13 protein-coding genes are annotated in these 15,062 nt (G+C 66.7%); 10 read left to right on the top strand and 3 right to left on the bottom strand.

What is annotated here, in order from left to right; genetic code table 11:
- Positions 1-106: 106 nt before the first annotated feature.
- Positions 107-1,672 carry an ATP-binding protein gene (locus ABLE92_RS17340; protein ID WP_348805991.1) on the top strand — a complete coding sequence of 522 codons (1,566 nt, stop codon included), beginning with the start codon at positions 107-109 and terminating at the stop codon, positions 1,670-1,672.
- Here ABLE92_RS17340 and ABLE92_RS17335 read toward each other — a convergent pair.
- Positions 1,589-2,260, bottom strand: coding sequence for a response regulator transcription factor (locus ABLE92_RS17335; protein ID WP_348806087.1), 672 nt, complete (start codon positions 2,258-2,260; stop codon positions 1,589-1,591). The genes ABLE92_RS17340 and ABLE92_RS17335 overlap by 84 nt on opposite strands.
- 136 nt (positions 2,261-2,396) lie before the next feature.
- Here ABLE92_RS17335 and ABLE92_RS17330 point away from each other — a divergent pair, with 136 nt between their 5' ends.
- A complete protein-coding gene (locus ABLE92_RS17330) occupies positions 2,397-3,662 on the top strand; it encodes a cytochrome P450 (protein WP_348805990.1) in 1,266 nt (421 codons plus the stop codon).
- 17 nt (positions 3,663-3,679) lie between these two features.
- On the opposite strand, the gene ABLE92_RS17325 is transcribed toward ABLE92_RS17330, so the two are convergent.
- Both ABLE92_RS17325 and ABLE92_RS17320 read right to left on the bottom strand, forming a co-directional pair.
- On the bottom strand, positions 3,680-4,153 hold the full coding sequence (locus ABLE92_RS17325) for a DUF2231 domain-containing protein (protein ID WP_348805989.1): 474 nt from the start codon (positions 4,151-4,153) through the stop codon (positions 3,680-3,682).
- Between the two features lie 49 nt (positions 4,154-4,202).
- Entirely contained in the window at positions 4,203-4,802 is a 600-nt protein-coding gene (locus ABLE92_RS17320) for a TetR/AcrR family transcriptional regulator (protein WP_348805988.1), read from the bottom strand.
- Between the two features lie 120 nt (positions 4,803-4,922).
- Between ABLE92_RS17320 and ABLE92_RS17315 the strand changes: the two genes are divergently transcribed.
- From ABLE92_RS17315 to ABLE92_RS17280, 8 genes are all read left to right on the top strand, one after another.
- Positions 4,923-5,819, top strand: a complete 897-nt coding sequence (locus tag ABLE92_RS17315) for a metal-dependent hydrolase (protein WP_348805987.1) — start codon at positions 4,923-4,925, stop codon at positions 5,817-5,819.
- Positions 5,820-5,836: 17 nt separating this feature from the next.
- Positions 5,837-6,889 carry a PDR/VanB family oxidoreductase gene (locus tag ABLE92_RS17310; RefSeq protein ID WP_348805986.1) on the top strand — a complete coding sequence of 351 codons (1,053 nt, stop codon included), beginning with the start codon at positions 5,837-5,839 and terminating at the stop codon, positions 6,887-6,889.
- An 8-nt stretch (positions 6,890-6,897) separates the two neighbouring features.
- Positions 6,898-8,421, top strand: coding sequence for a flavin-containing monooxygenase (locus ABLE92_RS17305; protein WP_348805985.1), 1,524 nt, complete (start codon positions 6,898-6,900; stop codon positions 8,419-8,421).
- Entirely contained in the window at positions 8,418-9,269 is an 852-nt protein-coding gene (locus ABLE92_RS17300) for a short-chain dehydrogenase/reductase (protein ID WP_348805984.1), read from the top strand. The genes ABLE92_RS17305 and ABLE92_RS17300 overlap by 4 nt, the downstream gene beginning before the upstream one ends.
- Entirely contained in the window at positions 9,266-9,745 is a 480-nt protein-coding gene (locus ABLE92_RS17295; protein ID WP_348805983.1) for an SRPBCC family protein, read from the top strand. The genes ABLE92_RS17300 and ABLE92_RS17295 overlap by 4 nt, the downstream gene beginning before the upstream one ends.
- Positions 9,746-9,833: 88 nt before the next feature.
- Positions 9,834-11,618, top strand: coding sequence for an AMP-dependent synthetase/ligase (locus ABLE92_RS17290; RefSeq protein ID WP_348805982.1), 1,785 nt, complete (start codon positions 9,834-9,836; stop codon positions 11,616-11,618).
- A gap of 105 nt (positions 11,619-11,723) precedes the next feature.
- The gene (locus ABLE92_RS17285) at positions 11,724-12,863 is read left to right on the top strand and encodes an acyl-CoA dehydrogenase family protein (RefSeq protein ID WP_348805981.1); all 1,140 of its coding nucleotides are present in this window, start codon (positions 11,724-11,726) and stop codon (positions 12,861-12,863) included.
- A 16-nt stretch (positions 12,864-12,879) separates the two neighbouring features.
- Complete coding sequence (locus tag ABLE92_RS17280) at positions 12,880-15,048, top strand: 3-hydroxyacyl-CoA dehydrogenase NAD-binding domain-containing protein (RefSeq protein ID WP_348805980.1); 2,169 nt, start codon at positions 12,880-12,882, stop codon at positions 15,046-15,048.
- Positions 15,049-15,062: the final 14 nt, after the last annotated feature.

The following is a 15,062-nucleotide window of genomic DNA, read 5'->3' as shown; positions in this document are numbered from 1 at the left end:
CCCGACGGTGGTCGGCTCGGGGCCTCGCGCCATACGATGGGTGCCATGGCGGTCCGCGCTTGTCACGTCTCGGCGGGGATGACACCGTCCTAGGCAGGTGAGGTCCGTGGGCGAGAAGAGTCGTCGGCGTTACGGACTCGGCTCGCGGCGAGGGGTTCGAGCGCGTTCGACGGTCGCCGCAGCCGTCGTGGTGACGGTGGCGCTGGGCATCGCGGGAGTGGTGTCGCTTCTGATGCTGCATCGCGCCAACACCGAGGCGATGTACCGAGCGACGAGCCGACAGGCCTATCAGGTGGCCACCGCGGTGGCCAGGACCGGCGTGGACGGGGTCGATCCGGACGATCTGGCCCCCGGTGCCGGGGTCGACTTCGTGCAGGTGGTCGACCGCGAGGGCCGGGTGTTGCGGGCGTCGCCAGGAGCGCCGGATATTCCGGTCGCCGACTTCCTCCTCGACGACGGCATCTATTCCTACCGCGACGACCTGTCGATCAGGGGATTCGACGGAGAGTATTGCGCGACGGCTCTCGGTGCCGAGTTCGGGGGCCGATACTACGCGGTGATCGCGGTCGACCGCACCAACAACGTGCGGCGCAGCGAGTGGATCACCGCCGCGATCATCGGCGTAGAGCTGCCGATCATCGTGGCGCTGGCGGCGCTGGCGGTCTATCTGCTGGTCGGCCGCACTCTGCGACCGGTGTCCCGAATCACCAGGCAGGTCAACGCGATCAACGCCAGCCGCCTCGACCGCCGAGTGCCGGTACCGGACGCCGACGACGAGATCCGCACCCTGGCAACGACCATGAACAGCATGCTCGCGCGGTTGCAGGTCAATCGTGGCGCACAACTGCGGTTCGTCGGGGATGCCTCCCATGAGCTGCGCAGTCCGTTGACCACGGTGCTCGGACTGCTCGACCTGGCCGACGAGACCGGGACAGCCCTGGATCCGGAGACGGTCCGCACGATCCTGTTGCCCGAAGCCCGCCAGATGCAGCGCATTGTCTCCGACCTGCTGTTGCTCGCCCGAGCCGACGAGAACGGTCTCACCGTCACGCGGGTCGATGTCGATCTCGACGACGCTGTCCTGTCCGAAGCGCAGCGCGTCCGCGCGATGGGGTCTGTCGACGTCCGCACCCGCGTCATCGCCGCTCGCGTCCTCGGTGATCCGGTCATGGTCGCCAGGGCGTTGCGCAACCTCGTCGACAACGCGATCCGGAATGCGCGGTCGACACTGTGGATCCTGATGTTCGCCGACGACGAGGTGGCACGCATCGTCGTGGGCGACGACGGCCCGGGAATCGACGGCGACGACCGTCGGCGGGTGTTCGAACGCTTCGCCCGGCTCGGCACCGATCGTCGTTCGGGGTCCGGGACAGGTCTGGGCCTGGCGATCGTGCAGGAGATCATGGTCGCCCACGGCGGCAGCGTGTCGGTGCTCGACGACGCCGACGTGTCGGCGCTCGGTGATGCCGGCTCGGTGGGTGTCATCACCGGTGCCGCGATCGAACTGCGGTTCCGCCGTGCGCCGGCGGGCGACGACGACGACGGCGCTCGTGAACACCCGACCACGGATCGGGCGGCGGCCGGGTCGTCAGACGCTGCGCAGACAGTACCCGGCCCCTCGAACGGTCTCGATGGAACCGACACCGAAAGGAGTATCGATTCGTTTTCGTAGGTAGCCGATGTAGACCTCGACGATGTTGTGGTCGCCGTCGTAGTTCTCATCCCAGATCGATTGGAGGATGGTCTGTTTGGATATCACCGTGTCCGCGTTGCGGATCAGTAGCTCCAGAACCGCGTACTCGCGGGGGGTCAGCGCGATGTCGGTGCCGTCCCGCGTGACGCGGCGTTCGGCCGGATCGAGTGCGAGCCCCCCGGCCCGCAGGATGGCCGGACGTTCCTTGCGGCCACGACGCATCACCGCCCGCAGATGGGCCTTGAGCACGACCACGGAGAATGGTTTGACCAGGTAGTCATCAGCTCCGAAATCAAGGGCCTCGGCCTGATCGTATTCACCGTCCTTGGCCGATAACATCACCACCGGAACCCAATTCCCGGCCGCACGCAGGTCACGCACCACCTCATACCCGTTCCGTCCGGGCAGCATGATGTCGAGAACAACGGCATCGAAATCCTCGTCCGAAGCACGACGGTATCCCTCGAGTCCGTCGTGGGCGATCACGACGCTCCAGCCGTCACTGATGAGCACGCGCTTGATCGTCTCTGCCGCGTGTGTGTCGTCGTCGACCACCAAGACCCGCACGTACCCGCTCACCTCCCATCATGACCGCATCCTCGCGTGAGACGTCGCATGCGGCCGGAAGGACTCCATGCACCACCGTATTCTCGCATCCCCAGACCCTCAGTCGACCCTACGCGCGGTCACCGGCCCACGCGCTGTGCCCCTGTTCGGTGCGTTGCGCCTGCGCTCGGATCCGACGGGCCTGGCCCAGGACCTCCGCCGCGCACACGGCGACATCGCGTTTGTCACCGTGCTCGGTCGTGATGTCGTCGTAGCTCAGGGTCCGGCCGCCGCCGCCGAACTCGTCGGAGACCGCGATGAAGCCTTCGCGAACGAGCCGGTCTACGGCTTCGCGCTGGGTTCGCTGTTCGAGCGGGGAATCCTGCTGATGGACGCCGACGAGCATCGCCGGCATCGCCGAATCCTACAGACCGCCTTCACCCGGACTCGGCTCGACGGTTACGCGCAGCGACTGCACCCCCTCGTGTCGTCGGCGATGGCGAACTTTCCCACGGGAGATGGCGTGGACATGCGCATCCCCCTCAAAGCGATCGCGCTGGATCTCGCGCTGGAGATATTCCTGGGTGCACGTTTGCCACGCGCCGACGTCGATCGGATGAACCGGGCGTTCGTCGAGTTGATCGAGGCGGCCGGCGCATTGGTGCGGCTCCCGATACCGGGCACGCGCTGGCACCGCGCCCAGCAGGCGAAGACCGTCCTCGACGACTACATGGCGGATGTGGTGTCCGATCGGCGCCGCCGGCCCGGGGCGGACCTGATGTCGGCGTTGTGCAGCGCCGACATCGACGGTGCCGGACGTCTCTCGGATGCCGAGATCGTCGACCATATGCGATTCATGCTCTTCGCCGCCCATGACACGGCGACGATCGCGATGACATCAATGGTCTATCGGCTCGGCCGTCATCGGCGGTGGCGCGACGAGCTTCGCGACGAGGCGATCGACCTGGGCACTCGTCCGGGTCTTGGTGAGCTGCGGTCCGCGGTGGCCACGGACGCGGTGTTTCGCGAGTCGGTGCGCCTGCGGCCACCGGTCCCGGTTGTGCCCCGTGCCGCGATCAAGGACACAGAGCTGTGCGGACACCTCATCCCTGCAGGGGCTTTCGTGATCGTTCCCATCGGGGCCAATCATCGCCGGCCCGATATCTGGCCTGATCCGGCACGTTTCGACCCCGGGCGGTTCATCGGAGAGCGGGATCGACGAGACCACCCCATGGCCTGGATGCCGTTCGGGGGCGGTCGGCACAACTGTATGGGCATGCACTTCGCCTACCTCGAGTCGGCGATTGTGGTGCATCACCTGCTCGAGGCCTATGACTGGACTGTCTCGTCGGATGCCTACGAGCGTGATGACGTGGCGCTGACGGAGAACGTCGGCTTCCTCGCCGACGTACGGCCGCGGTGACCCGTGCCGGGTGATTCTCAGTTGAGCCACACCGCCCGTGCGCCGGAGTCCCCGACCAGGTAGACCATCACGATCGAGCCGATCGCGGTGACGATCACCGCCACGCGCAGGACGATGTCGATCACGCGGAATACATTGGGCGACAGAGTTATCGGTAGTAGCCGCATGATGGCGTCGGAGTGCAGGGCCCATAGCAGGACGACCGCGACGAACAAGGGTGCGACCCACGCGATCATCTCCCCGCCGAGGTCGGTGTGTCGGTGCAGTTCGGCCGATTCCGGTACCCGCTTCTCCAACGCTTCGCCGGCCGATGTGGTGAGGGGCGTGATGATGACGGCGACGAGTGCGACGATCGGGGGCACGACGCCGAGCACGCGGCGAGCGGACGGCCACGCTGCGCCGATGATGCCCAGGAGGGCCGCAAGTGGGATCGCGACGACGGCGAGATGTACCAGAAGAGGATGCAGCGGCAGGCCGGAGATGGTGTCCACCCCGGAAGTGTCGCCGGACCGAGCTGAACGGACGCTGAGAAGCGCTCGGCTACCGCGGTTGCGCGATGGTCAGCAGGTGCTTCCGCGCGAACTCCTCGACCTCGGCATAGGTCGACAACGGCAGCCGGACGTTCGGCGTCAGCAGGATCGAGTGGGTGATCCGCACCAGGATCTCGGCGCGGGCCAGGACCTCCTCGTCGTCGAGTTCGGCGTCCGGTGAGCGCAGCACGTCGGCGGTGGCCTCGACCGCACCGGCGAGGAGGAACGAGCCGTTGAGAGTCAGTTGGTCGAGCACGTTGCCGGGTTCGAGTTCGAGGATCCGATTCCAGACCGGGTTCTCGCGGATGGCCGTCACCGTCGTCGCGAACGCGTTGACGACGCGGTCGGCGTAGCTGTCGGCCCGCTCGGCTGCGGCTCTGACCTGGTCGAACAGCCGGCCGGATTCGCGGATCATCACTGCGACGAGGATCTCGTTCTTGCCGCCGACCTTGCGGTACACGGTCACCCGTCCGACCTTTGCGCGCTTGGCGATGTCGTCGATGGTGGCGCGTCGGATGCCGATGTCGGCGAAGACCGCCAGCGCCGCGTCGAGGATCGGATCGGCCTCGGTGGCGCCCGGCGACGCGGTGAAGAGGCCGGAAACAGACATGTCGGAAGTCTAGTCGACCTCGGGGGTTGAAACAATGAGTGGCAAAACGTATCTTCATTTCAACGAGGTGACGTGGACCACCCCGACACCGGTACGGACGTGACGAACAGGAGAACGCTCATGGCACACGCGCAGGGCGCACAGACCCGGGAGTACGGCGAGGAGGCACTGGCGATCAACGCCCGACCGGTCTCGTTCGACTGGACCGGAGTGCCGCTGGAGTACATCCCCGGCGAGCCCTATGCCACGCACTTCTGGAACGTCATGCATCTCGTGCTGCCCGAGGGGGAGCGGGCCATGGCCGACGTGTTCGCGCAGGCACTGCCGCTGATCGACGACGAACGTCTCCGTGAGGAGGTCGTCGGCTTCGTCGGGCAGGAGGCCACCCACGCCGCATCGCACGAGGGCTTCCGAAACTACCTGCGCGCCAACGACGTCGAGATCACCCCGGTGATGCGCCGGATCGAGTACGCGGTGGCCAAGATCTTCGGCGATCACGGCATCACCAACAAGCGCGCCAAACGGGCGTGGCTGTCCGAACGCCTCGGCGTCTACGCCGCCGCCGAACACTTCACCGCGGTGGTCGGCGAATGGTTGCTCGACAACGCCGAATTCGACCGTGTCGGAGTCGATCCCACCATGCTCGACCTCCTCCGCTGGCATGGTGCGGAGGAACTCGAACACCGCAATGTCGCCTTCGACGCATTCCAGTACGTCGACGGCGGCTACCTGCGCCGAGCCCGCACCGCACTGATCGCCTGCACCGGCCTTGCCGCACTGTGGTTCTCGACGGCGGCCTACCTGTACCGCAACGACACCACCGTCAAGCGCCGCCGTCCGTGGCCGATCGCCTTCGCGAAGGCCGCACGGGCCCACCTCATTCCGGGCATCAGCTTCCTGTTCGAGCAGATCTACTACTACCTGCAGCCGGGTTTCCATCCCTCCTCGATGGGCGACATCGACAAGGCCGTGCGGTATCTCGCGATCTCCCCGGCGGCGCGGGCGGCAGAACAGTGAACTACCTCCCGCCCCCCATGACCGATGTCGAGAATCCGACCCGGATCCTCGCCGCCATCGGTGGGCTCGCCCGCGGCTACTCACGTCTGTTCGCCGAAAGTGCATACGCCGAGCGCCTTTCACCACCCAATCCCACCCGTCACGTCGGATTCGACCTGCGGCTCGACGTCATCGACAGTCGGAGAGCAGCCGACGGGGTGCGGCTGATCACCCTCGCCCGGCCCGATCGCACCGCACTGCCCCGGTGGACGCCGGGCGCCCACATCGACGTCTTCACCGCGTCCGGCCGCCAACGGCACTACTCGTTGACCGGTGATCCTGCCGACACCGCCACCTACCGAATCGCGGTGCGCCGCATCCCCGATGGACTCGGCTCCGCCGAGATGCATCTGCTGCGAACCGGGGACACCCTGCACATCCGCGGCCCGCGCAACGCCTTCAACTTCGCCGCACAGCGCGGGTGCCGGTTCGTCGCCGGCGGCATCGGCATCACCCCGATCCTGCCGATGCTCCGCGAGGCCCACGCCAAGGGACTCGACTGGACGCTCATCTACACCGGGCGCAACCGGGACAGCATGCCGTTCATCGACGAACTGCTGGCCCTCGACGCCGCCCGCGTGCAGATCCGCACCGACGACGAGCACGGTGTGCCGGACATGCGCGAGATCCTCGACATCGACGGCCCCGCCGCCCCCATCTACCTGTGCGGTCCGTCGGCGATGCTCGAGAGCGCCCGCCGGCTCATCGTGACCGAGGCCCCCGGCCGCGAACTGCACAGTGAACGATTCGCCCCGCCCCCGGTCGTCGACGGCACCGCCTTCCGGATCGACTTCGCCTCCGGCGGATCGGTCGAGGTGGCCGCCGACGAGACCGCACTCGCGGCGATCCGGCGGGTCAAACCTGACGTGCGGTACTCGTGCCAGCAGGGATTCTGCGGTGCATGCCGCGTCAAGGTGCTCGACGGCGCCGTCGCCCACCACGATCGCGTGCTGATCGGCGACGAACGAGACGACTCGATGATGATCTGCGTGTCACGCGCAGCCGACGACCACGTGGTCGTCGATCTCTAGGAGGAACCGTGGCAGACACAGCCCCACACCACGTCCATGTCGCGATCATCGGTACCGGCTTCGGTGGTATCGGTGCCGCAATTCGCCTGACCCAGGAGGGTTTTGACGACTTCCTGCTGTTCGAACGTGCCGACGAGGTCGGCGGCACCTGGCAGGCCAACACCTATCCCGGTGCCCAGTGCGACATCCCGTCGGCGTTGTACTCGTTCTCCTTCGCCCCGAACCCGGACTGGACGCGCCTGTATCCGCTGCAGGAGGAGATCCAGGCCTACATCGCGCGCTGCGCCGACGACTTCGGGATCACCTCACGCATTCGTTTCGGCCATGACGTCACCCACGCCGGCTGGGATGACCTCGCGCAGGTGTGGCGCCTGACCGCGGCCGGGCAGGAATTCACCGCCGACGTGCTGGTCGGCGCCACCGGTCCGTTCAGCGAACCGTCGGTATCCGCCATCGACGGACTCGACGATTTCGCCGGTGAGGTGTTCCATTCGGCGCAGTGGGACCACTCCTGGTCGCCGGAGGGCAAGCGGGTCGCCGTCATCGGAACGGGTGCCTCGGCGGTCCAGTTCGTGCCGCAGTTGCAGCCGAAGGTCAAGCAGCTGAGCCTCTTTCAACGGACGCCCACCTGGATCATGCCGCACCCCGACCGGCCGGTGAGTCAGGGGGTGCGCACCATGTTCCGGCGCCACCCGGTCACCATGCGCGCACTGCGCGAGAGTTGCGGCCTGGCGCAGGAGATGATGGTGCCCGGACTCGTCAAGCGTCCCGGCTTGCTGGCGCCGATGGCCGCGGTCGCCCGCCTGCACCTGCGGCGTCAGGTCGCCGACCCGGAACTGCGCGCCAAGCTGACGCCGCGATACGCCTTCGGATGCAAACGTCCCACCTTCTCCAACACGTTCTATCCGGCCCTGGCCGCCGCCAACGCCGAGGTCATCACCGACGGCATCGTCCGGGTCACCCCGACGGGCATCGAGACCGCCGACGGCGTCCTGCACGAGGTGGACACGATCGTGCTGGGCACCGGCTTCAAACTCGCCGGCAACGAGGGGTTCCGGCGCATCCACGGCGCCGACGACCGTAGCCTTTCTGCGACCTGGGAGGGCGGTGAGATGGTCGCCTACATGGGGACCAGCGTCGCGGGCTTCCCGAACTTCTTTCAGATCCTGGGACCGAACTCGGTGGTCTACACGTCTCAGGTGGTCACCATCGAGGCACAGGTCGACTACCTCGTCGACGCACTGAAGCAGATGAGAGACCAAGGCATCCGCAGCATCGACGTGCTGCCGGAGGCGCAGGAACGGTTCGTTCGCGAGGTCGACGAAGGGCTGGCGCACTCGGTGTGGAACACCGGCGGATGCTCGAGCTACTACCTCAGCCCCTCCGGTCGCAACTACACCTTCTGGCCCGGATTCGTCGTCGGCTTCCGGCGCCGGATGAAGCACATCCGGTTGGCGGACTTCACCATTCGCAGGATCGACGGGTTGCGACTGGTGGAACCCGTCGCGCACGAACAGGAGTTGATCGGATGAGCGCCTCACCTCTGGCCCTTCCGGGGTCGGTCGCCCTGATCACCGGGGCCGCCGCGGGTATCGGACTCGCGACAGCGAGGCGTTTCGTCGCCGCCGGTGCCGACGTGGTGCTCACCGACGTCGACGCGGCCGGGCTGTCCGCGGCCGTCGACAAGCTCGGCAATGAGCACGCCCTCGCGGTGCATGCCGATGTGCGAGAACTCGATTCACTGCAGATCGCCGTCGAGAAGGGCATCGGCCGCTTCGGGCACCTGGACATCGCGGTGGCCAACGCCGGCGTCACCCCGCCGCCGGCAACGCTGCGCGACATCGCACCCGAGGACTTCCGGCGCGTCATCGACATCAATCTGATCGGCGCCTTCAACACCATCAAGGCCACCATCGAACCGATCACGCAGCGCCGCGGCCACATCGAACTCGTCGCCTCCTGCGCGGCCTTCGCGCCGGGGATGGGCGGATCGGCCTACATGATCAGCAAATCCGCGGTCGAACAACTCGGCCGCGCACTGCGCATCGAGCTGGCACCGCACGGTGCGTCGGCCGGGCTGGCGTACTTCGGCATCGTCGAGACCGGAATGACCCGGGCAACACTCGACGACGATCCGCTCGGCAAGGAGATCGGCGCGCAGCTGCCGTGGCCGCTGAACAAGCGGATCAGCGTCGAGCAGGCCGCAGAGGTCATCGTCACCGCCTCCGCCGAGCGTAAGGCGCGCACGATCGCGCCGCGTCAGTGGACCGCCTACTCGCTGCTGCGCGGCCTGATCAATCCGGTTCTCGACGCACAGTTGGTGCGGGACAAGTCCATTCACTCGATCATCACCACGCTCGAATCGGCGGACCGGCCATGAAGTGGCGGGAACTCAACATCGTCGGCGACCCGTTCTTCGCCAGTGCACCCGTGTGCACCACGGTGACGCTCGACATCGAGGCCACACCGGAGCAGGTGTGGGAGGTGCTCGCCGCCGACGACGCCGTGGTGTCGTGGAGTCCGTTGGTGACCGCCGCGAGCTGGGCCGGGGAGCGTGGCGTGGGGGCGGTCCGGACCGTCGCCATCGCCAAGGTGCTGTCGGTGCAGGAGCGGTTCTACCGCTGGGATGAGAACTCCCGCATGACCTTTGCCGCGACCCGCACCACCGGCCCCGGCATCAGGGCGTTCGCCGAGGACTATGTGCTGACCGAGCAGGTCGGCTCCACCCGCCTCGACTGGACGGTGGCGATCGACGTGCCGGCGCCGCTACGTGCCGCGGGACGTCCCGTGAGTGCGGGACTCGGCGCCGCGGTGCGACAACTCGCAAAAGGATTGCACCACAAAGTGGTTGGGTAGCCCGCTGGCACCCGCTTATTGACAGCCAGACAACACAACGTCAGAATAATTGGCAGCACGCCAACAGTGCGCCACGAGGAGGACAGTGATGACGACCGAGACCCTCTGCTCGCATTTCCAGCGTCGGGTGACCGAGGTGCCGAACAAGGTGGCCATCCGCAGTGCGGACGGCACGCAGTCCGTGACGTGGGCGCAGTACGGACGTCGTGTCCGTGAGGTTGCGGCGGGACTCGCGGCGCAGGGGGTGACCCGCGGTGACGTGGTGGGCATCATGCTCACCAACCGCATCGAGTTCCATATCGTCGACGCGGCCGCGATGCACCTCGGCGCGGTGACCTTCTCGGTGTACAACACCAACGCCGCACCCCAGATCGCCTACCTGTTCAACAACGCCGAGCCCCATGTCGTCATCACCGAAACCCAGTTCCTGCCACGGGTCCTCGAGGCCGCGCGCGGCACATCCGTGCAGACGGTCGTCGTCGTCGACGGGACCGACGGTGCGGACGCCACCGACGGTGGTCCCGGACTGATCGCCCTCGCCGACCTGATCGCGCGCGGGGACGCCGACTTCGACTTCGACTCGAAGTGGCGCGTCGGCACCCGCGACGACGTGCTGACACTCATCTACACCAGCGGCACCACGGGAAACCCCAAGGGAGTCGAGCTCACCCACGCAAATCTGCTCTATCAGCTCGAGGTGATCACCGACGTGATCGGGGACCTCACCAACGGCCGGGTGATCTCCTACCTGCCGGATGCCCACCTGATCAATCGCTGGATCTGTCAGTACGCGCCGATGCATTTCGGCATCACGGTGACCGATCTGGACAACCCGAAGGCGTTGGTGGAGACCCTCGGTCAGGTGCGCCCCACCTTCTTCGTGGCGGTGCCGATGCTCTGGTACAAGATCAAGGGCAACGTCGAGGTCACCATTGCCGGTGAATCCGGTGTCAAGGGATCGTTGGCGCGCTGGGCGCTGGCGGCGGGCAGGAAGAAGGCCGCCGCCATCGTCGCCGGCACGAAACTGAATCCGGTGGACACGGTGGCCGCTGAGGTCGCCGATCGATTGGTGCTGTCGAAGCTGCGGGCGAAGTTGGGCATGAATGACCTGACCGCCGCAGTGTCGGGGGCAGCACCGATCGATGTGGGTGCACTGGAATTCATGCTGGCACTCGGTGTTCCGGTGATGGAGGCGTGGGGGATGTCGGAGACCTCGGCCGTCACCACGGTGAATCCGATCACCGCTCCCATGTACGGCTCGGTGGGTCGCGCGATCCCCGGCACCGAGGTCATCCTCGCCGCCGACGGCGAAGTCCTGGTTCGGGGCGGTGGTGTGATGCGCGGCTACCGCAACGACCCGACGCGGACCGCCGACACCCTCGATGCCGACGGCTGGATCCACACCGGAGACATCGGGACCCTTGATGATCGGGGCTACCTGAAGATCATCGACCGCAAGAAGGAGCTGATCATCAACTCCGGCGGAAAGAATATGTCGCCCAGCAACATCGAGGGGGCACTGAAGGCGGTGAGCCCGCTCGTCGGTTCGGTCGCGGCAATCGGTGACAACCGTCCGTTCGTCTCGGCGCTGATCACCCTCGACCCGGATGCCGCCGCGGTGTTCGCGGCGCAGCGCGGGGTCGACGTCGATCCCGAATCCCTCTCGGTTCACCCCGATCTCGTCGAGGCGATCTCCGACGCCGTCGATCAGGCCAACAGCCGTCTGTCACGCGTGGAGAGCATCCGTTCGTGGCGGGTGCTGCCCACCTACTGGATTCCCGGCGGCGACGAACTGACCCCGACGATGAAACTCAAGCGGTCGCCGATCGCCAAGAAGTACGCCGAGCAGATCGAAGATCTCTACCAGCGGTAGGGACCGGCGAATGCGGTAAGTCAGCACTCAGCACTCAACACTCAGTGCCCGGCGCCCGCGTCGTTCCACTGACCAGTCCACCCCCAACCACCCGAAAGAGCCTCCATGACCGACGATCTGACCACCGAACTCGGAGATCTCACCGCGCTCGCACGCGAGTTCTTCACCAAGGAGGTGGCGCCGCGACGTGAGGAGTTCGCCGCCGCGGGCGAACCCGACCGTGCACTCTACCGCCGCGCCGGCGAACTGGGGTTGCTGAGCATCTCGATCCCGGAGCAATACGGCGGTGGCGGTGGAACTTTCGCACACGAGTCGGTGGTCTTCCGGGAGCAGGGCCGATGTGGCGACCTGTCGATGCAACTCGGGGTGCACTCGGGCATCGTGCCGCATTACCTGAATTCGTATGCCACCGAGGAGCAGAAGCAGCGGTGGCTGCCGAAGTTGGCATCGGGTGAGTGGATCGGTGCCATCGCGATGACCGAGCCGGGCACCGGATCGGATCTGCAATCCATCGCCACCCGCGCGATCCGCGACGGCGACGAGTACGTCATCACCGGCGCCAAGACCTTCATCTCCAACGGCGCCACCTGTGACCTCATCATCATCGCTGCCAAGACCGACCCCACCAAGGGGGCCGCGGGGGTGTCGCTGCTCGTCGCCGAGGTTGCCGACGGCCCTGCCGGTTTCGAACGCGGACGCAAACTCAAGAAGATCGGGCAGAAGGGGCAGGACACCACCGAACTGTTCTTCGACGGCCTGCGGGTGCCCGCGGCGAACCTGCTCGGTGGCGTCGAAGGAGCCGGCTTCGTCCAGCTGATGCAGCAGTTGCCGCAGGAACGCCTCATCGTCGGAGTCGCCGCCCTCGGGGTGGTCGAGGCCGCCTACGAGCACACCCTGGCCTACGTCCGGGAACGTGAGGCATTCGGCAAGCCGTTGTTCGCCCTGCAGAACACCAAGTTCGAACTCGCCGATGTGGCAACGACACTCGAGGTGATGCGTGCCTTCGTCGACGACGCGATCGCTCGGCACGTGCGCGGCGAACTCGATGTGAAGCGGGCGGCGATGATCAAGCTGTGGTGCTCGGAGCAGCAGACGCAGGTGGTCGACCGCTGCCTGCAGCTGCACGGCGGATACGGCTACATGGAGGAGTACCCGATCGCGCAGTTGTTCGTCGACGGGCGTATCGCCAAGATCTACGCCGGAGCCAACGAGGTCATGAAAGACCTCATCGCACGCAATCTCTGACAAGGGGGACACCGCCATGAGCACAGATATCTTCGGCTGGTCCGCCGACGCCGACGGCATCGTCACGCTGACCATCGACGACCCGTCGCAGCCCACCAACACCATGACCGACGACATGGCCACACAGTTGCGCAGCACCGTGGAACGCCTGGAACGGGAGAAGGATTCGATCACCGGCGTGATCGTCACCTCGGGCAAGGACACCTTCTTCGCCGGTGGCGACCTGAACAAACTGATGTCGGCGGGACCCGACGATGTCGTCGAGATCTCTTCCGGCCTCGACCATTTCAAGGAGTCGTTCCGGCGGTTGGAAACCCTCGGGCGGCCGGTCGTCGCGGCCATCAACGGCACCGCCCTCGGCGGAGGTTTCGAGGTCGCACTGGCGGCCCACCATCGGATCGCGTTGAACAGCAGAGGATCACTGCTCGGACTTCCCGAGGTCACCCTCGGTGTGCTGCCCGGTGCCGGTGGTGTCACCCGTGTCGTACGCATGCTGGGCGTGGTCAACGCCCTGATGAACGTTGTCGGTCAGGGGCAGCGCATGTCCCCGGCAAAGGCGTTGGCGGCGGGCGTGATCGACTCCGTCGTCGACACCCGCGAGGACATGCTCGCCGGTGCGCGTGACTGGATTCTGTCCAATCCGGATGCCGTGCAACCCTGGGATCGCAAGGGCTACCGCATTCCTGGCGGCACCCCGTCCTCGCCCGCCCTGGCCGCACAGCTTCCCGCCTTCGCCGCCACTCTGCGCAAGCAGACCAAGGGTGCACCGATGCCCGCGCCGATCGCCGTGCTCGCCACTGCGGTGGAGGGTGCATCGGTGGACATCGATACCGCGTTCGTCATCGAAACCCGATACTGCGCCAACCTCATCTGCGGTCAGGTGTCGACCAACATGATCAAGGCGATGTTCTTCGATCTCAACGCGGTCAACAAGGGTGCGTCACGTCCGGCCGGGTATCCGCGACGGAATGCGCAGCGGGTCGCGGTGCTCGGCGCCGGGATGATGGGTGCCGCAATCGCCTACGTCACAGCACAAGCCGGTGTCGACGTCGTTCTCCGCGACGTCACGATCGAGGCCGCCGAACGCGGCAAGGACTACTCCCGACGCCTCCTCGACACGGCGCTGGCCAAGGGACGTATCGACGAGGCGCGCCGCGACGCCGTGCTCGGCCGGATCCTCGCGACCGCGGACATCGCCGATGTGGCCGGCGCCGACCTCGTCGTCGAGGCCGTCTTCGAGGATGTGGAACTCAAGAAGAAGGTGCTCGCCGAGGTGGCCGGCCACGTCGCCGACGATGCCCTGTTGGCGTCGAACACCTCCGCACTCCCGATCGCCGAGATGGCCACCGCGGTGGCGCGTCCGGCCGACGTGATCGGCCTGCACTTCTTCTCCCCGGTGGACAAGATGCCGCTCGTGGAGATCGTGGTCGGCGAGAACACCTCCGATGAGACATTGGCGCGGGCACTGGATTTCGCGCGCCAGATCCGCAAGACCCCGATCGTCGTGCGGGATGTCTACGGGTTCTACGCCAACCGGGTGATCGCCAAGTTCGTCGACGAGGCGCTGTCGCTGGTGGCCGAGGGTATGGCGCCGGCCGCCGCTGAACAGGCCGCGCTGCAGGCCGGGTTCCCGGCCGGTGCGCTCACGCTCTTCGATGAGATCAACATGAAGACGATCGCCAAGATCCGTGCGGGCTTCATCGCCGATGCCGCCGAGCGCGGCGTCGAGTTCGTCCCGAGTGCGTCGTATCCGCTGGTCGACCGGATGCTCGGGGAGTTCGATCGGCCGGGCCGCCTGGAGGGGCGTGGCTTCTACGACTATGACGGCCCGTCGGGGGCACGTTTGGGTCTGTGGCCCCGGCTGGCGCAGGAGTACCACCGCCCGGATGTCGAGATTCCCTTCGACGACGCCAAGGAACGGATGCTGGTCGCCGCAGCGCTCGAGGCCTTCCGCTGCCTCGACGAAGGTGTGATCGGCACGGTGGCCGAGGCCAACATCGGGTCGATCATGGGTATCGGATACCCGGCCTGGACGGGCGGCGCGGTGCAGTACATCAACCAGTACGACGGGGGTGTGGCGGGATTCGTGGCGCGCGCCGACGAGCTGCGGGAACGGTACGGTGATCGGTTCGTCGTCCCCGATGCACTGCGCTCCCGAGCCGCGGAGGGCCTCGACGTGGTGTGAGATCATCGGGGGTT

Origin of the sequence: Gordonia oleivorans (assembly GCF_040044975.1) — a bacterium.
GTDB lineage: Bacteria > Actinomycetota > Actinomycetes > Mycobacteriales > Mycobacteriaceae > Gordonia > Gordonia oleivorans.
The sequence above is the reverse complement of the archived record's forward strand: the minus strand, read 5'-3'. Positions and strand labels throughout refer to the sequence as shown.